At 59.1% G+C, this 19,706-nt stretch carries 20 protein-coding genes; 10 read left to right on the top strand and 10 right to left on the bottom strand.

Annotated elements, in window-relative coordinates:
• Positions 1 to 14 precede the first annotated feature (14 nt).
• Together MN186_RS08860 and MN186_RS08855 are read left to right on the top strand one after the other, a co-directional pair.
• Positions 15 to 818: a TatD family hydrolase gene (locus tag MN186_RS08860; RefSeq protein ID WP_242114022.1), complete on the top strand. Its 804-nt coding sequence runs from the start codon at positions 15 to 17 to the stop codon at positions 816 to 818.
• Positions 818 to 1,618, top strand: a complete 801-nt coding sequence (locus MN186_RS08855; protein WP_242114021.1) for an MBL fold metallo-hydrolase — start codon at positions 818 to 820, stop codon at positions 1,616 to 1,618. The genes MN186_RS08860 and MN186_RS08855 overlap by 1 nt, the downstream gene beginning before the upstream one ends.
• A gap of 63 nt (positions 1,619 to 1,681) precedes the next feature.
• Here MN186_RS08855 and coaD read toward each other — a convergent pair whose 3' ends face one another.
• The 3 genes from coaD to MN186_RS08840 all read right to left on the bottom strand — a co-directional run bounded on the left by coaD (position 1,682) and on the right by MN186_RS08840 (position 3,711).
• On the bottom strand, positions 1,682 to 2,173 hold the full coding sequence (coaD, locus tag MN186_RS08850; RefSeq protein ID WP_242114020.1) for a pantetheine-phosphate adenylyltransferase: 492 nt from the start codon (positions 2,171 to 2,173) through the stop codon (positions 1,682 to 1,684).
• A 104-nt stretch (positions 2,174 to 2,277) separates the two neighbouring features.
• Complete coding sequence (locus MN186_RS08845; protein ID WP_242114019.1) at positions 2,278 to 2,712, bottom strand: CBS domain-containing protein; 435 nt, start codon at positions 2,710 to 2,712, stop codon at positions 2,278 to 2,280.
• Between the two features lie 108 nt (positions 2,713 to 2,820).
• Positions 2,821 to 3,711 (bottom strand): LysR family transcriptional regulator, encoded by an 891-nt coding sequence (locus MN186_RS08840; RefSeq protein WP_242114018.1) that lies wholly within the window; start codon positions 3,709 to 3,711, stop codon positions 2,821 to 2,823.
• A gap of 186 nt (positions 3,712 to 3,897) precedes the next feature.
• Between MN186_RS08840 and MN186_RS08835 the strand changes: the two genes are divergently transcribed.
• Positions 3,898 to 5,397 (top strand): CoA-acylating methylmalonate-semialdehyde dehydrogenase, encoded by a 1,500-nt coding sequence (locus tag MN186_RS08835; RefSeq protein WP_242114017.1) that lies wholly within the window; start codon positions 3,898 to 3,900, stop codon positions 5,395 to 5,397.
• A 78-nt stretch (positions 5,398 to 5,475) separates the two neighbouring features.
• On the opposite strand, the gene MN186_RS08830 is transcribed toward MN186_RS08835, so the two are convergent.
• Positions 5,476 to 5,898 (bottom strand): hypothetical protein, encoded by a 423-nt coding sequence (locus MN186_RS08830; RefSeq protein ID WP_242114016.1) that lies wholly within the window; start codon positions 5,896 to 5,898, stop codon positions 5,476 to 5,478.
• A 182-nt stretch (positions 5,899 to 6,080) separates the two neighbouring features.
• On the opposite strand from MN186_RS08830, the gene MN186_RS08825 reads away from it, so the two are divergent.
• The 6 genes from MN186_RS08825 (at position 6,081) to MN186_RS08800 (ending at position 11,361) form a co-directional block, all read left to right on the top strand.
• Entirely contained in the window at positions 6,081 to 7,214 is a 1,134-nt protein-coding gene (locus tag MN186_RS08825; protein WP_242114015.1) for a carboxylate-amine ligase, read from the top strand.
• A 123-nt stretch (positions 7,215 to 7,337) separates the two neighbouring features.
• Positions 7,338 to 8,489, top strand: a complete 1,152-nt coding sequence (locus MN186_RS08820; protein WP_242114014.1) for an acyl-CoA dehydrogenase family protein — start codon at positions 7,338 to 7,340, stop codon at positions 8,487 to 8,489.
• Positions 8,489 to 9,532: an enoyl-CoA hydratase/isomerase family protein gene (locus tag MN186_RS08815; protein WP_242114013.1), complete on the top strand. Its 1,044-nt coding sequence runs from the start codon at positions 8,489 to 8,491 to the stop codon at positions 9,530 to 9,532. Before MN186_RS08820 ends, MN186_RS08815 begins: the two co-directional genes overlap by 1 nt.
• On the top strand, positions 9,529 to 10,401 hold the full coding sequence (mmsB, locus tag MN186_RS08810; RefSeq protein ID WP_242114012.1) for a 3-hydroxyisobutyrate dehydrogenase: 873 nt from the start codon (positions 9,529 to 9,531) through the stop codon (positions 10,399 to 10,401). Before MN186_RS08815 ends, mmsB begins: the two co-directional genes overlap by 4 nt.
• 25 nt (positions 10,402 to 10,426) lie before the next feature.
• Positions 10,427 to 11,086 carry a Crp/Fnr family transcriptional regulator gene (locus MN186_RS08805; protein WP_242114011.1) on the top strand — a complete coding sequence of 220 codons (660 nt, stop codon included), beginning with the start codon at positions 10,427 to 10,429 and terminating at the stop codon, positions 11,084 to 11,086.
• 80 nt (positions 11,087 to 11,166) lie between these two features.
• Complete coding sequence (locus MN186_RS08800) at positions 11,167 to 11,361, top strand: YgaP family membrane protein (protein WP_242114010.1); 195 nt, start codon at positions 11,167 to 11,169, stop codon at positions 11,359 to 11,361.
• A 121-nt stretch (positions 11,362 to 11,482) separates the two neighbouring features.
• On the opposite strand, the gene MN186_RS08795 is transcribed toward MN186_RS08800, so the two are convergent.
• The 5 genes from MN186_RS08795 to MN186_RS08775 form a co-directional block, all read right to left on the bottom strand.
• Positions 11,483 to 12,874 (bottom strand): TRAP transporter large permease, encoded by a 1,392-nt coding sequence (locus MN186_RS08795; protein WP_242114009.1) that lies wholly within the window; start codon positions 12,872 to 12,874, stop codon positions 11,483 to 11,485.
• 3 nt (positions 12,875 to 12,877) lie between these two features.
• Complete coding sequence (locus MN186_RS08790) at positions 12,878 to 13,537, bottom strand: TRAP transporter small permease (RefSeq protein ID WP_242114008.1); 660 nt, start codon at positions 13,535 to 13,537, stop codon at positions 12,878 to 12,880.
• A gap of 112 nt (positions 13,538 to 13,649) precedes the next feature.
• Complete coding sequence (locus tag MN186_RS08785) at positions 13,650 to 14,651, bottom strand: DctP family TRAP transporter solute-binding subunit (protein WP_242114007.1); 1,002 nt, start codon at positions 14,649 to 14,651, stop codon at positions 13,650 to 13,652.
• 245 nt (positions 14,652 to 14,896) lie between these two features.
• The gene (locus MN186_RS08780; protein WP_242114006.1) at positions 14,897 to 16,138 is read right to left on the bottom strand and encodes a sigma-54-dependent transcriptional regulator; all 1,242 of its coding nucleotides are present in this window, start codon (positions 16,136 to 16,138) and stop codon (positions 14,897 to 14,899) included.
• A complete protein-coding gene (locus tag MN186_RS08775; protein WP_242114005.1) occupies positions 16,135 to 17,892 on the bottom strand; it encodes a sensor histidine kinase in 1,758 nt (585 codons plus the stop codon). The genes MN186_RS08780 and MN186_RS08775 overlap by 4 nt, the downstream gene beginning before the upstream one ends.
• A gap of 58 nt (positions 17,893 to 17,950) precedes the next feature.
• On the opposite strand from MN186_RS08775, the gene MN186_RS08770 reads away from it, so the two are divergent.
• Positions 17,951 to 19,126 carry a cytochrome P450 gene (locus MN186_RS08770; protein WP_242114004.1) on the top strand — a complete coding sequence of 392 codons (1,176 nt, stop codon included), beginning with the start codon at positions 17,951 to 17,953 and terminating at the stop codon, positions 19,124 to 19,126.
• On the opposite strand, the gene MN186_RS08765 is transcribed toward MN186_RS08770, so the two are convergent.
• Positions 19,127 to 19,588 carry an Lrp/AsnC family transcriptional regulator gene (locus tag MN186_RS08765; protein ID WP_242114003.1) on the bottom strand — a complete coding sequence of 154 codons (462 nt, stop codon included), beginning with the start codon at positions 19,586 to 19,588 and terminating at the stop codon, positions 19,127 to 19,129.
• Positions 19,589 to 19,706: the final 118 nt, after the last annotated feature.

Here is a 19,706-nt window from a genome sequence, read left to right as displayed (position 1 = left end):
CAAGGACGTCCCCCATGAGCACCCCGGAAATTACGGACAGCCACTGTCATCTGGATTTTCCCGATTTCGAAGGCGAATTGGATCAGATCATCGCCCGTGCCGCTGCGGCTGGCGTGACGCGCATGGTGACGATCTGCACCAAGATGGCCAATCTGGATCAGGTCCGCACCATCGCCGAAGCCCATGATCCCGTGTTCTTCGCCGCCGCCACCCACCCGATGAGCGTGGCCGCGGAACCGATGGTCACGGTCGAACAACTGGTCGCACTGGCTGACCATCCGAAATTCGTCGGTATTGGCGAAAGCGGGCTGGATTACCACTATACCGCTGACAGCCGCGACGCGCAGATCGAAAGCCTGCGCATTCATATCGCGGCCGCACGCCAGACCGGACTGCCCCTGATCATCCATTCGCGCGCTGCGGACGAAGATATGGCCCGCATTCTAACCGAAGAACACGCCAAAGGCGCTTACTCCTGCGTCATGCATTGCTTCAGTTCCGGCGCTGAACTTGCCCGTGCGGCTTTGGACCTTGGCTTCTATCTGTCCATGTCCGGCATCGCGACCTTCCCGCGCAGTCAGGATCTGCGCGATATCTTCGCCGCCGCTCCCGTGGACCGTATTCTGGTCGAAACCGACGCGCCTTATCTTGCCCCACCCCCCCATCGCGGACGGCGCAACGAACCAGCTTACACTGCACATACCGCGCAGGTAGGGGCCGAGATCTATGGGCTGCCTTACGCAGACTTTGCCGCCCAAACGCAGGCCAACTTCGACCTTCTGTTCACCAAAGCCGCCCACGGCAAGGCAACCACGTAATGGCACGTATCGATTTCACCATACTCGGCTGTGGATCGTCCGGCGGGGTACCGCGACTGGGCGGCCATTGGGGCGATTGCGACCCGGACAACCCAAGAAACCGCCGCAGCCGCTGCTCGGCGCTTGTGACCCGCGAGGGCAACGATGGTGGAGTGACCCGCGTGCTGATCGACACTTCGCCGGACATGCGTTATCAGCTGCTTCGCGAAGGAGTCGGCACGCTGGACGCTGTTGTTTACACCCACAGCCATGCCGATCATGTGCACGGCATCGACGATCTGCGCATGGTGGTATTCAACCTGAAAGAACGCCTGCCCGTCTGGGCCGATGGTCCCACGCAAGAGGCGCTTCTGTCCCGCTTCAATTACGCTTTCGTGCAACCGAAAGGATCGAATTATCCACCCATTCTTGATCTGCACATGATCGACGGCGACGTGGTAATCAGTGGCGCGGGTGGTGATATCCGCCTGACCCCGTTTCTGGTGCATCACGGCCTGATGGACGCACTTGGCTTCCGGATTGGCGATCTCGCCTATCTGCCCGATGTCAACGAAATCCCAGATCCAGCCCTGCCCGCTCTTGAAGGCCTGGATACCTTCGTGCTGGACGCGCTGCGGCGCGCGCCCCATCCGACGCATTTTCATCTGGATGAATCACTGGAGTGGATCGCGCGTGTTGGCGCCAAAAAAGGCGTGTTGACGAACATGCATATCGACCTTGATTACGCCACCCTTGACGCCGAAACGCCAGATCACATCACCCCGGCCCATGATGGGTTGAAGCTGAGCATTCAGCCCTGAAAAACGTCGCATCTGCCCCCGGGCTTCCATTGATCGTGGGCCGATATCGCGCGGAATCGCACCCTAGCCGATCTTCTCCAGCAAGCGCGTCTGCACGCTGGGGGTTACGAATTTCGAGATATCGCCCCCCAACTTGGCAATCTCTTTCACCAGCTTTGACGCAATTGCCTGATACTTGGCTTCAGCCATCAAAAAGACGGTTTCGACACTGTCGTCCATCGCTCGGTTCATGCCGACCATCTGGTATTCGTACTCGAAATCGGTGACGGCCCGAAGACCGCGAATTATAATCTGTGCACCCACATCATGGGCGCAGTCGATCAGCAGGTTCTCGAAAGGATGGGCGACGATCTCGGTGTCTGTTTCGCGCGACAGGACCGCACATTCCGCTTCGACCATCGCGACCCGCTCCTCAAGCGAAAACATCGGCCCCTTTCCCGTGTTCACGGCTACGCCGATCACCAGCCGATCCACCAGCGCACAGCCGCGCCGAATGATGTCAGTGTGACCCAGCGTGATCGGATCGAAAGTGCCAGGGTAAAGTCCGATGCGCATGATCTAATCTCCTTGCAATGGATGGCACGCAACAATATTGCATCCTCCATTGCAAGTTTTTTCTGCAATGCGGCGTCTTGTAACCTATTGCAGTGGGGCTGCGATCAATAGCCCATGATCATGTTCTTCAAAGCATCCGCTTGCTGAGACAACTCGTCCAGCCGCGCCTTCACCACATCCCCGATCGACACCAAACCGATCATTTTGTCGCCTTCCATCACCGGCATGTGACGGAACCGACGCTCTGTCATGGTTTGTAGAACCTGAATGGCCCGATCACCCGGCAGGCAGGTCACAAGCTCAGCCGTCATCAAATCATCCACGGACTGATCCAGACACCCCGTCCCAATCTGACCCAGCGCGGACACAATATCACGCTCCGACAGAATGCCATCCGGACGCACACCGTCCGCCGACACGACCACGGCACCGATCTTCTTTTCAGAAAGAAGGTTCGCGGCATCGGACACTTTGGTGCCCGGCTTGACCGTCGCAACACCCGCCAGTGGTTTGTCTTTAAGGATCTGGTGAATAAGCATACGGCCCTCCTGCCTGATGAAATGCGTGCATTTTTCTGTCTTTAGCGTCACCCCAAGCGCAACAATATGTCAAGGCCTGTTTGCAAGTGCAGCAACGGAAAACGCGGTTTACGCAAGCGCCTCCAGCCGGGCCACCTCGCCGCGGATGCCACGCGCCAGTGCTTCGGCGACACGGGCAAACCGCTCGACCCGCACATCGCCTTCATGTCGGATCAGATAGAACGCGCGGGTAATCGACAGTTCGTCGATCAGAACACGTTGCAGGTTAGGCGCAAACGGCAATATGAAATCATGGGTGATCCCGACCCCGCCCCGTTCGCGCACCATACCTAACTGCACCGACACAAGGTTCGACGCTAGCGCAACCCGCTCGATCCCCATACCGGTCAGGAAATCCAGCTCGGGATAGAAAATCATGTCCTGAATATAGCCCACTATGGGATGCACCCCCAGATCTTCAAGCGTGTTCAGCGGTGGCGCATCGGCAAGATATTCTTTCGCTGCCGCCAGATGCAGATGATAATCCGTCACCTTCTGAACCGTTATCCGCCCGGTCTGCGGCGGCGACACGGTAATCGCCATGTCCGCCTCGCGCTTGGACAGGTTGATCACACGCGGCAGGGCAACAATTTGCAGTTCAAGATCGGGGTGTTGCTTTTGAATGGCGGCACAAACTTGAGGCAGAATATAGCTTGCACAGCCATCCGTCGCCCCGATACGAACCTGCCCCGACAACCGCCCCGATTGGCCCGACAATTCATCAACCCCGGACAGGACCGCCTGCTCGGCCCGCTCAACATGGGCCAGAAGCCGCGACCCCACTTCAGTCAGCGCATAGCCTTGCGGCGACTTGGTGAACAAGGGCTGGCCCAGATCTCCCTCAAGCTTGGCCACCCGACGGCCCACGGTCGCCGCATCCCGCCGCAACACCCTGCCCGCCCGCGACAGGCTTTCCGCCCGCGCCACCGCCAGAAAAATCCGTAAATCATCCCAATCCATCGTCGATCCACCTTTCAAGCACTGCCCTGATCGCGTTTCTTCTGGCCAGAAATATCCCCGCCGGAGGCATCCAGCCTCACAGCCCTCACCACCCTTTGCAAATTTGCAAACCCTTTTTGGCAAACTGCCCCTTTTACTGGCATAAATGCAAGGCTATCCTCGTCGCGAACAGATGGGAGATCTATCATGAAAACACTTGGACATTGGATCAACGGCCAGATCGTTGACGGAACCTCGGGTCGCACTGCAGACGTCTTCAACCCCGCCACCGGGGAAGTGCAGGCAAAGGTCGCACTGGCCTCGCAAGCCGAGATGGACGACGCGGTAGCCAAAGCCGCCGAGGCGCAGAAAGCCTGGGGCGCAACCAACCCGCAAAAACGCGGTCGTGTGATGATGGCGCTTGTCGGCCTGATCAACCGCGACATGGACAAATTGGCCGAGGCATTGTCGGCAGAACACGGCAAGACCATCCCCGACGCCAAAGGCGACGTGCAGCGTGGACTTGAAGTGATCGAATACTGCATCGGCGCAGCCCAGATGCTGAAGGGTGAATTCACCGATTCAGCTGGCCCCGGCATCGACATGTATTCCATGCGCCAGCCGTTGGGTGTCGTCGCCTCGATCACGCCGTTCAACTTCCCGGCCATGATCCCGCTTTGGGGCATGGGGCCTGCGCTGGCCTCAGGCAACGCGATGATCCTGAAACCGTCCGAACGCGATCCCTCGGTCCCGCTCATGCTGGCTGAACTGTGCAAGGAAGCCGGCCTGCCGGACGGTATCCTTCAGGTCGTGAACGGAGACAAAGAAGCCGTAGACGCAATCTTGGACAACGAAACAATCCAAGCCGTGGCATTCGTCGGGTCGACGCCGATTGCGCATTACATTTATTCGCGCGCCACAGCGAACGGCAAGCGCGCGCAGTGTTTCGGTGGCGCAAAGAACCACATGATCATCATGCCCGACGCGGATATGGAAAAAGCCGCGGACGCGCTGGTGGGGGCAGGCTTCGGTGCCGCCGGCGAACGCTGCATGGCGATCTCGGTCGCGGTGCCAGTGGGGGACGAGACCGCAGACCGCCTGCGCGACGCCCTTGTGCCGCGGATCGAGAAGCTGAAAGTCGCGCCCTATACCGCAGGCGATGATGTGGATTACGGCCCGGTCGTGACCGCTGCCGCCAAGGAAAACATCCTGCGCCTGATCAACTCGGGCGTTGAACAGGGCGCAGATCTTGTCGTCGACAACCGCGATTTCAGCCTGCAGGGTTATGAAGATGGCTTTTTTGTCGGGCCGCACCTGTTTGACAACGTGACCACCGATATGGACATCTACAAGACCGAAATTTTCGGACCCGTCCTGTCCATGGTGCGCGCCCAGAATTACGAAGAGGCGATCGGCCACGCGATGGATCACGAATACGGCAACGGCACCGCGATCTTTACCCGCGATGGCGACACCGCGCGCGACTTTGCCAACCGGATCAACATCGGCATGGTGGGCATCAACGTCCCGATTCCGGTGCCGCTGGCCTATCACACCTTCGGCGGCTGGAAGAAATCCGGCTTTGGCGATTTGAACCAGCATGGCCCGGACGCGTTCAAATTCTATACGCGCACCAAGACCGTGACCTCGCGCTGGCCGTCGGGCATCCGCGAAGGGGGCGAGTTCCACTTCCGCGCCATCGACTGATCGGCCACATCTAATGAACAACAAATGCCCCGGTTTCTTGACCGGGGCATTTTCTTTTGTGGGGGTTCAATCTTCGGCCTATCCCAGCCGCCGCCCCTCGCCCAACGACGCGATGAACGTGTCCACGTCATCGGCGCAGACGCCAAGAAATGCCAATGCCTCGGCGGCTTCGCGGAACACCTCGATCTCGGTCGTAATGCTGTCCTGCGCGATCTGCTCGAACACTCGCGCTTGAACGAAAGTGAGTGGGCCGGGTGCCAACAAAGCCATCTTGCGGGCCGGGGCATAGTCTGGGTTCAGCTTACTATGCAGGTTCACATATTCATGTGCGCCATCAGCCGGGCGGTCGATTGTGTGCATGGCCCGCAAATCGACCAGCACCAACCGTTCGTGGCGCGCACCAATAGAAATGATCCATTCGGCCCAGCTCGCGACATCAATATGCTCGCTACAGCGAACAAACAGCAGCTCGTGATCTTCATAGTAGGTCGCAGTACTCATGTTTATTTAATCCCGGCGCGGATGCTCCCATACCAACAAATCTACACCTTGACCCAAGGTCAAGCAACAATACTGGTTTCGATTTGTCAGCCTCTCATCGAACCAAAACCGGCGCCATGCTTGTCGCATTCGCCTTTTGGTGCAAAACTGATCGCCAAAGACACAGGCGAAAGGACACCCGGATGGCCCCCAAGGAACCGCCTTTTTCGATTGGTGTCGAAGAGGAGTATCTGCTGGTTGACTGTGAAACCTGTGCCCTTGCGCAGGCCCCCGCCGGGCTGATGGACGATTGCACAGCCGAGCTTGAGGGTCAGGTTAGCCCGGAGTTCCTGCAATGTCAGATCGAGATCGGGACCCGCGTCTGCGCCAATGTCTCTGAGGCACGCGAGGATTTGAAATATCTGCGCGCGACCGTCGCAAAACACGCCAAGACCTATGGGCTGGCCCCCATCGCCGCGTCCTGTCACCCGTTTGCGAACTGGAAAGAACAGCATCACGTGGACAAGGATCGCTATAACGACCTCAGGCGCGATCTGGCGGGAGTAGTGCGGCGAATGTTGATCTGCGGGATGCATGTCCATGTGGGCATCCCCGACCCGGACACACGGATCGATCTTGTCAGCCAGCTCAGCTATTTTCTGCCTCATCTTCTGGCTCTGTCTGGCAGTTCGCCATTCTGGCAAGGTGATGACACCGGCCTTGCATCCTATCGGTTGACCGTTTTCGACAACCTGCCCCGCACCGGTCTGCCCCCGCATCTGTCCGGCTGGTCCGAATTCGAAAAGTCCGTCCAGGCGCTGGTTGATATCGGCGTGATCGAGGACAGTTCAAAAATTTGGTGGGACCTGCGCCCCTCATCAAGATTTCCCACGATTGAATCGCGCATTTGCGACGTTCAACCCCGTTTGGAACATACGCTCAGCCTGACCGCACTGACGCAATGCTTGGCCCGGATGTTGTGGCGTCTGAAGGCCCGCAACCAACGCTGGCGGCTATATGATAACTTTCTTGTGGCCGAAAACCGTTGGCGCGCGCAGCGCTATGGCGTCAATAACGGGCTAATCGACTTCGGCATCGGCGAAATTGTCGATTTTCCACAACTTCTGTCGGATATATTCCTGTTGATTGAACAAGACGCCGACGCCCTTGGCTGCACGATCGAGGTCGAAGCCGCGCGCAGCATCCTTGAAACCGGCACTTCCGCTGATCGGCAGCGGGCCGTGTATCACGACAGCATCCAAGCCGAAAAACCGAAAGATCAGGCACTTCAGGACGTTGTGCGGCATTTGATCGACGAATTCCACGCCGATCTCTGACCCAAACCAGTCGCAATTGACGTAACGGCAGATTACGACGCGACGGAATGCTCTACCCCGTTGAAAAACTTCTGTAAGAATCGCGCCATAACGTATCCACAATCACGTGGACGGGAGAGATACATGGATTTCGCGCTTTCCGAGGAACAGACCCTCATCTTCGATATGGCTAAGGGCTTTGGCGAGGAGCACATCGCCCCCAACGCCGAGAAATGGGAGGCTGAGGGCACAATCCCGAAAGACTTGTGGCCGAAAGTGGGCGAACTGGGTCTGGGCGGCATCTATGTCTCGGAAAAATATGGCGGATCGGGCCTGACCCGGCTGGATGCAACGTTGGTGTTTGAGGCACTGGCGATGGCCGACCCAGCCGTCGGGTCGTTTCTCTCGATCCACAATATGTGCGGCGGCATGATCGACAAGTTCGGCAAGGAAGAAGACAAGCAAAAATGGCTGCCCGCCCTGTGCTCCATGGAAAAGGTGTTCTCTTACTGCCTGACCGAACCGGGGTCAGGCTCGGACGCGGCGGCGCTCAAGACCCGCGCTGACAAGCACAACGACGGCTATGTTCTGAACGGCAACAAGGCGTTCATTTCGGGCGGCAATTACTCGGACGTTTACGTTACCATGTGCCGCACGGGCGAAGACGGCCCCAAGGGCATTTCCACCGTGGTAGTCGAAGCCGGCACGCCGGGGCTGAGCTTTGGCGCGAACGAGCGCAAGATGGGTTGGCGCGCGCAGCCCACGTCGCAGGTGCAGTTCGACGATTGCAAAATTCCGCTGGAAAACCTGATGGGTGAAGAAGGCAAAGGCTTCGTCTATGCGATGGCCGGGCTTGACGGCGGGCGGCTGAATATCTCGGCGGGTGCGCTTGGTGGCGCGCAGAAGGCGCTGGATTTGACCCTGCAATATATGGGCGAACGCAAGGCGTTTGGCAAAACCATCGACCAATTTCAGGCGCTTCAGTTCAAACTGGCAGAGTATGAGACCAAGCTGCAATCCGCACGCACATTCCTGCGTCAAGCAGCTTGGAAGCTGGACCAAGGCGCGCCCGATGCACCCAAGTTCTGCGCAATGGCCAAGCTGATGGTGACGGATGTTTCGTTCGAGGTCGCAAATGGCTGCCTGCAACTGCATGGCGGCTATGGCTATCTGGCGGATTACGGCATCGAAAAGATCGTGCGGGACCTGCGTGTGCACCAAATCCTTGAAGGCACGAACGAGATCATGCGCCTGATCGTCGCCCGTCAACTTTTGGCAGAACGAGACCGCGGCTAATGTCTGACATATCGATCCGGAAAGAGGGCAAAGCCGGGCGGATTACCCTGACCCGCCCTGACGCGCTGAACGCGCTGACCTATGATATGTGTCTGGCCATCGACGCTGCTCTGATCGACTGGGTGGACGACGACGAGGTTGCATTGATCCTGATCGACGCCGAGGGCGACCGCGCCTTCTGCGCCGGTGGCGACATCCGCGAGATTTACGAAATCGGAAAGTCCGGCGACCCAACCCGCGCCCGGAATTTCTGGCGCGACGAATATCGAATGAACGCGCGGCTGTTCGAATATCCAAAGCCCATCGTCAGCTTCATGCAGGGCTTCACGATGGGCGGCGGTGTCGGCGTGGGCTGTCATGCATCCCACCGGATCATGGCGCGGTCGTCGCGCATGGCAATGCCTGAATGCGGTATCGGGCTGGTGCCGGATGTGGGCGGCTCGCTGATCCTGGCGCACGCGCCGGGGCAACTGGGCACCTATATCGGCATGACAGGCGCGCGCATGGCGCCTGGCGATGCGATCCACGCAGGCTTTGCGGATTATGTGATCCCGCAAGCCAAATGGCCAGCATTGAAGGCGGACTTGACGCGCAGTGGCGATCCCAACTCAATCAATGAGGCCGCAATCCCGGCCATTCCGGGCAACCTCTCTGCGATGCAACCCATGATCGACGCCCATTTTGGTGGTGGTAGCCTTGGCGAAATACTGCATTCGTTGCGCAACGAAGACAGCGTATTCACCACCAACGCGCTTGAAGTCCTGGGCCGCAACTCCCCCCTGTCTATGGCCTGCACAATCGACATCGTCCGCCAGCTATCCACCACCTATGACGTGCGTGCGTCGCTGGAATTGGAATACCGCTTTGTTTACCGTGCGCTCGAACACTCGGACTTGCTGGAGGGCATACGGGCCGCGGTCATCGACAAGGATCGCACCCCCCACTGGAAACATGATCTGGACGCACTGCCCGCAGACGCGGTCAAGGCCATGCTCGCCCCGCTGGGCGACAACGAATTGACATTTTTAGGAGACGAGCCATGAAAATCGGATTTATCGGACTGGGCAACATGGGTGGCCCGATGGCCGCGAACCTTGCCAAAGCGGGTCACGAGGTCACAGGCTTCGACATGGCGCCAGTCGAAATCGCGGGCGTCAGCATGGCCGCATCGGGCGCTGAAGCCGCCAAGGGGCAAGACGTGGTGATCACCATGCTGCCCAATGGCCAGATCCTGCGCGCCGTCGCAAACGAGATCGTGCCTGCGATGAACAAGGGCACCGCTTTCGTCGACTGCTCGACCGTGGATGTGGAAAGCGCCCGCGACGTGGCCCAACAGGCCGTAGATGCGGGGCTTTTGCCTGTCGATGCGCCGGTGTCGGGCGGTGTTGGTGGCGCGTCAGGCGGCACGCTGACTTTCATGGCAGGTGGATCTGCCGACGCATTCGCCAAGGCCGCCCCCCTGTTCGACATCATGGGCCAGAAGGCCGTGCATTGCGGTGAAAGCGGTGCAGGTCAAGCCGCAAAGATCTGCAACAACATGATCCTTGGTATCACCATGATCGGCACCTGCGAAGCCTTCGCGCTTGCCGACAAGCTGGGGCTGGATCGACAAAAGATGTTTGACGTCGTGTCCACCTCGTCCGGTTACAGCTGGTCGATGAACGCCTATTGCCCCGCTCCCGGAGTTGGGCCGCAATCGCCCGCTGATAACGAGTACAAGCCCGGTTTCGCGGCCGAATTGATGCTGAAAGACCTGCGCCTGAGCCAACAGGCCGCCGAGGCCGCCGATGCAGACACGCCGCTGGGCAAAGCCGCGACCGCGCTTTACACCCAATTCGTGGACGAAGAAGGCGGCGAAGGCATGGATTTTTCGGCCATGTTGCCACGGTTTGAAAAACGCAGTCGCCGCTAGGGCCAAAACACTCTAACCTGCCGGTATGAGCTGGACCAATAACACCGCCGAAATCGCCGGGCTGGATGCGCCTGCCCGCGCGTTGCTTGGCACCTTGACCCCGGTCGAGGTGCCTAAAGGTGCTGTGCTCTTCTGCCCTGGCGAAGCGGTCAAAGGCTATGTCGTCATGCTGTCGGGCCAGGTGGATGTAAACCTTGTTGGCCCAACTGGGCGCGATATCCTGCTGTATCGCGTTGAGCCGGGGCAAAGTTGCATCCAGTCGACACTGGGCCTGCTGGGTGGCGATGATTACACCGCCGAGGCAACCGCAGAAACCGCCGCGCGGCTGGTTCTGATCCCGCGCGATGTGTTTTTCGCGCTGATCGACAGCTCCCCAGCGTTTCGGCGGCTAGTGTTCTCGGCCTTTGCCGAACGTATGCAAGCCATGATGCAGTTGATTGAAAACGTATCCTTCATGTCGGTCGAGTCACGTCTGGCCGCACTGATCCTTGACCGTTCCGACTCCGACGGGTGCCTGCACATGACGCAGGCTGAAATGGCCACCGCCATCGGCACCGCGCGCGAGGTCGTGTCGCGGAGGCTTGAAAAGCTGGCGCGATCGGGCTGCATCGCCCAAGAACGCGGCGTGGTGACGATCCTTGACCGCAAAGCATTGAACCAGGTCGTGCGCGGCGCGGCATTTTGACCCTTTTTCTGTGTGACCTCGTCACACGCCTTTGTCCGCACCCCATGTTACATGTGGGACAAGCAGAAAAGGAGAACACCATGTTCAAGCAAAACACGGGTAATATTGATCGCATCATTCGCGTCGTCGTCGGCCTTGCCCTTCTGGGCTGGTATTTCTTTGCGGGCGGCCCGATCTGGGCTCTGATCGGGATTATTCCGCTGGTCACGGGCGCTTTGGGATATTGCGGCCTGTATACGCTGTTGGGAATCAACACCTGCAAACTGAAAAGCTGAGTTCAATGTTTCGCAACCTTTGGCCGCTAGACCGAAGGCGTAACGAGTGAAACGGTAAACGCCGGGCGATTTACGCCCGGCGTTATATTTTGAAGGGTGGGCCGCAGATGCAGCCCGCCCTTTACTTCGTGATGATCTCTGGCCCCATCAACATGGTCGGCAACCATGTGGACAGGAAGGGGATATAAGTCACCATGATCAGGAACACGAACAGCACGGCAAGGAACGGAGCCGCTGCGCGCACAACCCGCATCATCGGCATCCCGGCCACACCCGAGGTCACGAACAGGTTCAATCCGACCGGCGGCGTGATCATCCCAATCTCCATGTTCACCACCATGATGATACCAAGGTGGATGGGATCGACGCCCAGTTCGATCGCAATCGGGAACACCAAGGGCGCAACGATCACGATCAGGCCCGATGGCTCCATGAACTGCCCGCCGATCAACAGGATGATGTTCACGATGATCAGGAACATGATCTTGCCAAAGCCCGCCGACAGCATCGCACCTGCGATCTGTTGCGGGATTTGCTCATCCGTCAGCACGTGTTTCAGGATCAGGGCGTTGGCGATGATGAACATCAGTGTGATGGTCAGCTTTCCCGCATCAAACAGGGTCTTGCGGGTGTCAGCATGGAAAAACGCCGTGATCAGCGCGTGTGGCTTTTGCAGCAGGTTTTTCTTTCCCTCGCCCTTGTCCGCCAGCGGCCCCATGTCGCGATAGATGAACGTGGCGACAAGAAACGCATAGACAGAGGCAACCGCAGCGGCCTCGGTCGGGGTGAACAGCGCGCCGGTGACACCGGGAATGCCGTAGATACCAACCATGATGATCACGATCAGCAAAAGCCCCCAAAGCGCGTCCGAGAAGCTGGCGATGATCTCTTTCCAGCCCGCGAAATCACCCTTTGGCATGTCCTTGATCGTGGCAATCACATAGATCGCGATCATCAGCATGACACCGGCCATGATGCCGGGGATGACACCAGCCAAGAACATGCGGCCGACCGAAACTTCCACCGCCGAGGCATAGACCACCATCACGATTGAGGGCGGGATCAGGATACCCAACGTGCCAGCATTACAGATGACGCCCGCCGCGAAATCCTTGGTGTAACCGACCTGACGCATCGCCGCGATGACGATTGTTCCGATGGCGACCACCGTTGCAGGGCTTGACCCGGACAGGGCGGCGAACAGCATACAGGCAAACACACCCGCAATCGCCAAGCCACCGCGAAAGTGCCCCACACAGGCAATCGAGAAGCGGATGATCCGCTGCGCCACGCCGCCCGTCGACATGAAGCTTGAGGCAAGGATGAAGAACGGGATCGCAAGCAGCGTATAATGCCCGGCCTCGGCCTGATAAAAACTCTGCGCGACCGAGGCGAGCGAGGTGTCTGAAAAGACCAGCAGGAAGATGATCGAGCTCATGCCAAGGGCAACTGCGATCGGCACACCGATCATCAGAAGCCCGATGACCATGGCGAAAAGGAATACGACGTCCATGGGTTAAGTCTCCGACCGGGTGTCTTGCAGGTGGTCAATCTCGTCTTCTACCTCGTGGCTGACGATCAGGCTGTCTTGCTGCCCACGCCAGATACGGAAGGTTGCCTGAATAAAGCGAAACAGAAGCAGGGCCATGCCCACAGGCAGGATGGCATAGGGGATCACGCGGGGGAATTTATCGTAAGCCTCGCCTTCGTTGATCCAGCCTTCCAAGAAGCGCAGGAAATCAAGCATCGGCACCTGATCGGTGATGTACCACGCCTGTGACCGCGTTTTCTCGAAGCCCGTCGGAAACCAACGCCCCGATGTGCGATCAAGCGCAGCGTAGGGCGCCCAGTAATCCCATGCCCCTTTTAGTAAAAGGAAAGCATAGGCGATGCACACCACCGCTGCGACCAGCGCCAGAAACCTGCGTGCGGGGGTGGGCAGAATGTTGGTCAAGGCATCAACACCCAGATGGGCCGTAACCTTAACGCCGTAACTCACGCCAAAAAGCACAAGCCAGGCAAACAGGATCAGTGTGACTTCCAACCCCCAGATCAGCGATGAATTGAAAACATATCGCATGACCACGTTCACGAAGGTGATCATCGTCATGAGGCCAAGAATGATGGCGATTGCCGTCTCTTCGAAGCCTTTGGTCGTTTGGTTGTGTGTGCTCATGACTGTCCCCTCCGCATGAGGCCGGGCGCGGGTTCGGCCTTGTCCAGGGCCCGTCGCATCAATGGGATAGGTCCGGGGCCCAACGCGCAGGCCAGGCCCCGAAACGATCTGCTTAGTGCTGCGCGTTGATATCTTGCGCAGCCGCGATGTTCTCGGCGCCCACGTCACCTTCGAACTCTTCCCAGACCGGCTTCATTGCATCCACCCATGCCTGACGCTGCTCGTCAGTCAGCTCGCGGATTTCGCCGCCTGCGTCCAGAACGGCCTGACGGGCTTCACCGTCCACCTCTCCCACGGCGGCGTTGCGGGTTTCCGTCACTTCACGCAGGATCGTTGCAAGCTGGTCGCGCACCGCACCGTCCAACCCTTCCCACCAGTCCACGTTTGTCACAACCATGTAGTCGAGCAGACCGTGGTTGGTTTCGGTGGTGCCATCCTGCACTTCAAAGAACTTCTTGCCATAGATGTTTGACCAAGTGTTCTCCTGCCCGTCCACAACGCCGGTTTGCAGCGCGCCGTAAACCTCGGAAAAGGCCATGGGCTGCGGGCTTGCGCCCAGCGCTTTCATCTGCGCCACCAGCACGTCCGAGGGCTGCACGCGGAATTTCAGACCAGCCGCATCGGACGGCAAAAGCAGCGGTTTGTTGGCCGAAAACTGCTTCAGACCATTGTGCCAGAATTCCAACCCTTTCAGCCCGCGGCGTTCCATCGTCGCTTTCATCGCCTCACCGATTTCAGATTGCTGGAACGCATCGACCGCTTCCATGTTCTTGAACATGAAGGGCAGATCGAAGATGCGGAAAACCTTGGTGAACGCTTCGAATTTCGACAAGCTGGGCGCAGCCAGTTGCACATCGCCTTGCAGCATCGCTTCGAGCACCTGGTCGTCATTGTAAAGGGTCGAGTTCGGATAAACCTCCATACAGGCCGTGCCGTTCATCTCGTCGTTGACGCGTTCAGCCAGAAGCGAGGCAGCGATGCCTTTTGGGTGCTTGTCCGCGTTGGTCACGTGGCTGAACTTGATGACAAGTTCGCCTTCATCACAGGCGGCAGTCGCAGTGGTTACAGATGCCGCCAGCGCGATAGCAGATGCGGCCATGGTCAGGAATTTCATAGAGTGTCCTCCCAGACAGATAAGCTTGGGCGACCCGGGCGGGTGCCTTGCGGTATTGGGCACGAATTAGCCGATGCCTCCAAGAAAAACGATCACGGAGGCGTGACTTTTATTCTTTTATATTTATTTACAATAGATTGAGAGAAGAACGTGAAGCTGCGCATCAACAACCCGAAAGATCAATGGGCGAAATATCACACAGTATATTCCAGCGTTGTGCGAAAATCCGCACACCCTTGGGCCCCTCAGTCGCGGTAAGTTTCTGGCCGAATCCCATGCCGCGCCATCTTGTCATAGAAGGTCTTGCGCGGCAGTTGCAGCTCGCGCGCCGCCGCCGTCGCCCCGCCCCGGTGCCGCCTGAGCGCGTCGATCAGAAGCGAGCGTTCGACCTGCGCCAGCTGCTCGCTCAGGCCGGGGCGTGCGCCTGACATAGCCCCGTCCACATCCCCCAGACCCAGCCCCATAGAAAAGCGCATGGCCGCATTCATCAGCGCCCGCGCGTTACCCGGCCAGTCCTGCGCCATCAGCTGCGCGATCACGTCCTGTCCGATCTCAGGCGGGCTAAGCGCCGCCTGTTCGCTGGCGATCGAGACATAATGCCGAAAGAGGGCCGGTATATCCTCCTTCCGCTCGCGAATGGCAGGAATACGGATACGCAAGACGTCCAGTTTATAAAACAGATCCGGGTTGAAGCGGCCCACCGCAACGTCTTCGTCAAGGTCGCGATAGGTGCCAGCAACCACGCGTGTTTTGGGTGCGCGGTCCAGAAGCTCCAACAGCAGATATTGCGTGCGGCCTTCCAGCGCGGCGACCTCGTCCAGAAACAGTGTGCCGCCCTCGGCCCGCGCAAAAGCTGCCGTCAGAGCGTCGGCGGTCAGCCCGGCGGCAGGCAGCTTGACGAAGGGGCGCGTCGCATCGCCAGATAACAGATGCACCACCTCCGCGACCTTTGAAGTCCCAGATCCCGGCTCACCACAGATCAACACCTCGGCTTGTGCACGGGCCGCGGCGCGGACGCGATTGCGCAAATCCTCGGCCAAGGCGCTGTCACCAAAAAGCAGACGCGCCGCCGCATCGCCGGTTTCCGCGCGCGCCTTCAGTGCCCGGTTCTCAAGCACCAGCGCACGGGTGCGCAAGGCCCGCCCCACCACGGCCAAAAGCGCGGCCGGCTCGCATGGCTTTTCAAGAAAGTCGAACGCACCTTCGTTGATCCCCCGCACAGCCGTCGGAATATCGCCTTCGCCGGTCAGCAGGATCACTGGCAGTTCCGGATCCACCGCCTGCGTCCATGACAGCAGCGCAAAACCATCTTTCCCCGGCATACGAATGTCAGACAAGATGACCCCGTCAAAGCCTCGTGTGATGTGGTCTTTAGCTTCGATATAGCTGCCGGTCGGGATGGCGGTCAGGCCGTCCAGTTCAAGCGTCTGGCTAAGTGCTTCGCGCACGATTGGGTCATCATCGACCAGAAGGACCGAATTTGTCATGCAACCTCCTGTCGGTGGGCGCGGTCAAGTTCCACGGTGAACACCGCGCCGCCGTCCGGGTGGTTACGACCCCGGATTGCGCCACCGAAGCTTTGCACCAAGCCATAGGAAATCGACAGGCCAAGCCCCATCCCTTCGGTCGCGCTGACCTGTTTTGTCGTGTAGAACGGGTCGAATAAACGGTCGGGCTGGTCGATGCCCGGTCCGGTGTCGCGCACCGACAGGATCACGCGATCCGTTGACGGCACTAACGAAATCTCGATCTTTCTGTGAACCCGATCCGCCATCGCGTCCATCCCGTTGGACATGAGGTTCATCACCACCTGCTGCAATCGCACCTCGCCGCCTCGCACCCAAGCTGCCACATGCGGTTGCGCCCATTCCACATTGACCCGGTCGGCCTTGATGCGGGGGGCCAGCATCTCAAGCGCCTGATCGACCACCTGCACCAAGTCAACATCGGTGATCGGTTCACTTTCCTGCCGCGCAAAGGCGCGTAAGTTCTTGATGATGCGGTCCATCCGGCCCGCCTGTTGCGAAATGCGGCCAAGGTTCTGACCGGCCTTATCGGCCTGCCCACGCTGCAGAAACACAGTGCCATTGTCGGCAAAGGACCGGATTGCCATCAGGGGTTGGTTCAGTTCGTGACTGATGCCTGCCGACATTTCGCCCAATGCCGCCAGCTTGCCCGCCTGCACCAGATCGGCCTGCGCCTGTTTCAACGCCGCTTCGGCCTCGCGCCGTTCGCGGTTTTCACGCAGAAGGTCGGCGTTGGCGGTGGACAGCGCCTTGGTGCGTTCCGCCACTCGCGATTCCAGCCGGGCATTTGCCGCCGCCTTCAGGCGCAACTGCTTGTTCAAGGCGCGGCGCCGTTCGCCAACCGCCAACAACAGCGCCCCGATGCCAAGGCAGATCGCCGCGGCAATCCCGGCCAACAGCGCGGCCGTGCGTTCGGCGGGGGCCGTGTCCAGCAATATCTCTCCGGTCAAACCGATCACCGGCAAGTCGCGAGTCAGATGAAGCGCGCGGTCGGGCAGATAGGGGCCTGCGTCCATCGTCCAGACCTCGTGCCCGGTCCAATGGCTGGCCGAGCTTTTTAAGAAGCCTTCGCGTGGGCGGTCGGCGTTCACCAGTTCGGACCGATTGGCCGCAAAGATACGTTTGCCGTTCAAGGTGAAAAACAGCGCTGCAGCGGTCGAGGGCCAGTTCTCCTCGAAATCCAGCAAATCGGTACGCGCGACCACTGCGCCCAACGTCCGGTCTGCGGCGCCGTGCATGGGCGCCGCGAATGAGAAGATGCGCTGCGTCGGGCGCCTTGGCACCGGCTGAAACCGCGCCTCGGCCCCCAACGCGCCGGTCAATGCGCGGTGAATCAGTGGTGCGCGCGGGTCAAGCTGCGCCTTGGCCTCGCCGGAAGCCGCCAGTACCTTGCCATCCGGAGCCACCAATGACAGATGATGCGCCCCCGTCATGTCGGCCATGGCTTGCAGCAGCCTGTCCGCATTCCCGCTACCATCGGCCTTGCCACCCAGACGGTCGCGCAGAACGGGATGTTCGGCCAGCACCACCGCCAGCTCGCGATACCGAAACAGATGCCGCGTCAACTGGTCGGACGCCAGCGCCAGCTCGGACGCGGCCTGTTCGGACAATGGCGACAGAGCGGCGCGCCAAGCCATCGCCCAAACGCCCGCGCTGATCGCAACGGTGGCAAGAAGAAAGGGAAAGACCCATTTCGTGCGCAGGTATCGAAACATGGCCGAAGAATAGAAAGCTGCGCTTGCAAAGGCCAGCGGCTTTGACGACCATGCGCGGATGTTGCACCTGACCCAGTCCCCTACAGACCCCGACTTCATCCAGAATCCCTATGCGTTCTATGATCACGCCCGCACGGGGGGCGATATCTTCTGGTGGGACGATTACGACCTGCCAATGGCCGTCAGCTTTCGGGCCGTGAACGCACTTTTGCGTGACCGCAGGTTCGGCCGCGAGCCCGTTGAACAACTTAAGTTTGCCGACCACCTCGCCCCCTTTTATGCCGTCGAGGCACATTCCATGCTGGAACTGGAAGCGCCCCGCCACACGCGCCTGCGCAAACTGGTGCTGCGTGCTTTTACCAGCCGTCGCATCGCCGGGCTGGGGCCAGAGATTGACACGTTGTCTCACCAATTGATCGACGGCTTTCCAGGCGGCGAATTCGACCTGCTGCCCGCCTTTGCGACGCGCATTCCAGTCATCATCATCTGCCGCCTGCTGGGCGTGCCCGAAGATATGGCGGATGATCTGCTCAGATGGTCTAACGCCATGGTCTCGATGTATCAGGCCCGGCGCACCCGCGCGGTCGAGGATGAGGCAATTGCTGCAACGGAAGCCTTCGTGGCCTTCATGCGCGACTATGTGGATCAGCGTCGCAATGACCCGCGCGACGACCTGATCACCGAACTGATCGCAGCAGAAGCAGAGGGTGAGAAACTGTCCAGCGACGAGCTGATATCGACCTGTATTCTGTTGCTGAATGCAGGGCACGAGGCAACAGTGCACGCTATGGCGATTGCAGTGAAAACACTGTTAGAGCAGCAGACACCCGCATCAGCCCTAGCCCCAGAAGCGCGCGATGCCACCATAGAGGAAACCCTGCGCTTCGACCCGCCACTGCATATGTTCACACGATATGTTTACGAAGACACAGTGCTTTACGGGCAAAAATTGAAGCGTGGCGACAAGATCGGGTTGCTTCTTGGCGGGGCCAATCGCGACCCGGATATTTGGGACGATCCCGACATCTTCGATCCCAAGCGACCGAGCAAACCCAACACGTCGTTTGGCGCAGGCGCACATTTCTGCATCGGCGCGCCACTTGCGCGTCTTGAACTGACCCGCGCGCTACCCATCCTGTTTGAGCGTTGCCCGAACCTGCGTCTAACCGCCCCGCCGAAATTCGGAAATGTCTACCACTTCCACGGTTTGGAAACGCTTATGGTCAGCGCGTGATCAGATCGGAAGCTCGGTTGAAAACTTGATTTCTTCCATCGACAATAGCGCCGTGACGTTGAATATCTTCACCTCGGAGATCAGCGCCTGATAAAACTCGTCATAGGCGCGGGCGTTCTCGACGCGGACTTTCAGGATATAGTCAATCTCGCCTGCCAGCCGGTGCGCCTCCATCACTTCCGGTCGAGCCATGAGGGCGTTCAAAAAGTTCTTTTGCCAATCGGCGTCGTGTTCCGAGGTGCGAATCAGGACAAAGAAACACGCCTCGAACCCAAGGCTTTCGGCATCCATCACCATCGTGTTCTTGCCGATCACGCCACCTTCGCGCAACTTGCGAATCCGGTTCCAGACAGGGGTCTTGGATGACCCGACTTTCTTGGCGATCACGTCCAACGATTGCCCCGCATCGCGTTGAAGCTCGCGCAGGATTTTCCGGTCAATCTCGTCCAGCCGAACAGACATTTCGCTTTTCCCCTTCTTTTGGTCCATACGTTTCGCAACCCAGAAAAACCAAAACAATATTCCTTATCTGGCGCGGCATATCGCTGTTGGATAGAAAATTGTCCTATAAACAGCCAGA

Source organism: Aliiroseovarius sediminis, assembly GCF_022678485.1.
Classification (GTDB): Bacteria; Pseudomonadota; Alphaproteobacteria; order Rhodobacterales; family Rhodobacteraceae; genus Aliiroseovarius; species Aliiroseovarius sediminis.
Note: the sequence above shows the minus strand (reverse complement) of the source record. Positions and strands in the feature narration are given on the sequence as shown.

Bases quoted from the DNA above. Each gene is read 5' to 3' on its own strand.
- MN186_RS08855 (WP_242114021.1), top strand. From the start codon at position 818: ATGGCACGTATCGATTTCACCATACTCGGCTGTGGATCGTCCGGCGGG.
- MN186_RS08840 (WP_242114018.1), bottom strand. From the start codon at position 3,711: ATGGATTGGGATGATTTACGGATTTTTCTGGCGGTGGCGCGGGCGGAA.
- MN186_RS08785 (WP_242114007.1), bottom strand. From the start codon at position 14,651: ATGAAATTCCTGACCATGGCCGCATCTGCTATCGCGCTGGCGGCATCT.
- MN186_RS08835 (WP_242114017.1), top strand. From the start codon at position 3,898: ATGAAAACACTTGGACATTGGATCAACGGCCAGATCGTTGACGGAACC.
- MN186_RS08780 (WP_242114006.1), bottom strand. From the start codon at position 16,138: ATGACAAATTCGGTCCTTCTGGTCGATGATGACCCAATCGTGCGCGAA.
- MN186_RS08800 (WP_242114010.1), top strand. From the start codon at position 11,167: ATGTTCAAGCAAAACACGGGTAATATTGATCGCATCATTCGCGTCGTC.
- MN186_RS08765 (WP_242114003.1), bottom strand. From the start codon at position 19,588: ATGTCTGTTCGGCTGGACGAGATTGACCGGAAAATCCTGCGCGAGCTT.
- MN186_RS08775 (WP_242114005.1), bottom strand. From the start codon at position 17,892: ATGTTTCGATACCTGCGCACGAAATGGGTCTTTCCCTTTCTTCTTGCC.
- MN186_RS08795 (WP_242114009.1), bottom strand. From the start codon at position 12,874: ATGGACGTCGTATTCCTTTTCGCCATGGTCATCGGGCTTCTGATGATC.
- MN186_RS08830 (WP_242114016.1), bottom strand. From the start codon at position 5,898: ATGAGTACTGCGACCTACTATGAAGATCACGAGCTGCTGTTTGTTCGC.
- MN186_RS08770 (WP_242114004.1), top strand. From the start codon at position 17,951: ATGTTGCACCTGACCCAGTCCCCTACAGACCCCGACTTCATCCAGAAT.
- MN186_RS08820 (WP_242114014.1), top strand. From the start codon at position 7,338: ATGGATTTCGCGCTTTCCGAGGAACAGACCCTCATCTTCGATATGGCT.
- MN186_RS08805 (WP_242114011.1), top strand. From the start codon at position 10,427: ATGAGCTGGACCAATAACACCGCCGAAATCGCCGGGCTGGATGCGCCT.
- MN186_RS08815 (WP_242114013.1), top strand. From the start codon at position 8,489: ATGTCTGACATATCGATCCGGAAAGAGGGCAAAGCCGGGCGGATTACC.
- coaD (WP_242114020.1), bottom strand. From the start codon at position 2,173: ATGCGCATCGGACTTTACCCTGGCACTTTCGATCCGATCACGCTGGGT.
- MN186_RS08825 (WP_242114015.1), top strand. From the start codon at position 6,081: ATGGCCCCCAAGGAACCGCCTTTTTCGATTGGTGTCGAAGAGGAGTAT.
- MN186_RS08790 (WP_242114008.1), bottom strand. From the start codon at position 13,537: ATGAGCACACACAACCAAACGACCAAAGGCTTCGAAGAGACGGCAATC.
- MN186_RS08860 (WP_242114022.1), top strand. From the start codon at position 15: ATGAGCACCCCGGAAATTACGGACAGCCACTGTCATCTGGATTTTCCC.
- mmsB (WP_242114012.1), top strand. From the start codon at position 9,529: ATGAAAATCGGATTTATCGGACTGGGCAACATGGGTGGCCCGATGGCC.
- MN186_RS08845 (WP_242114019.1), bottom strand. From the start codon at position 2,712: ATGCTTATTCACCAGATCCTTAAAGACAAACCACTGGCGGGTGTTGCG.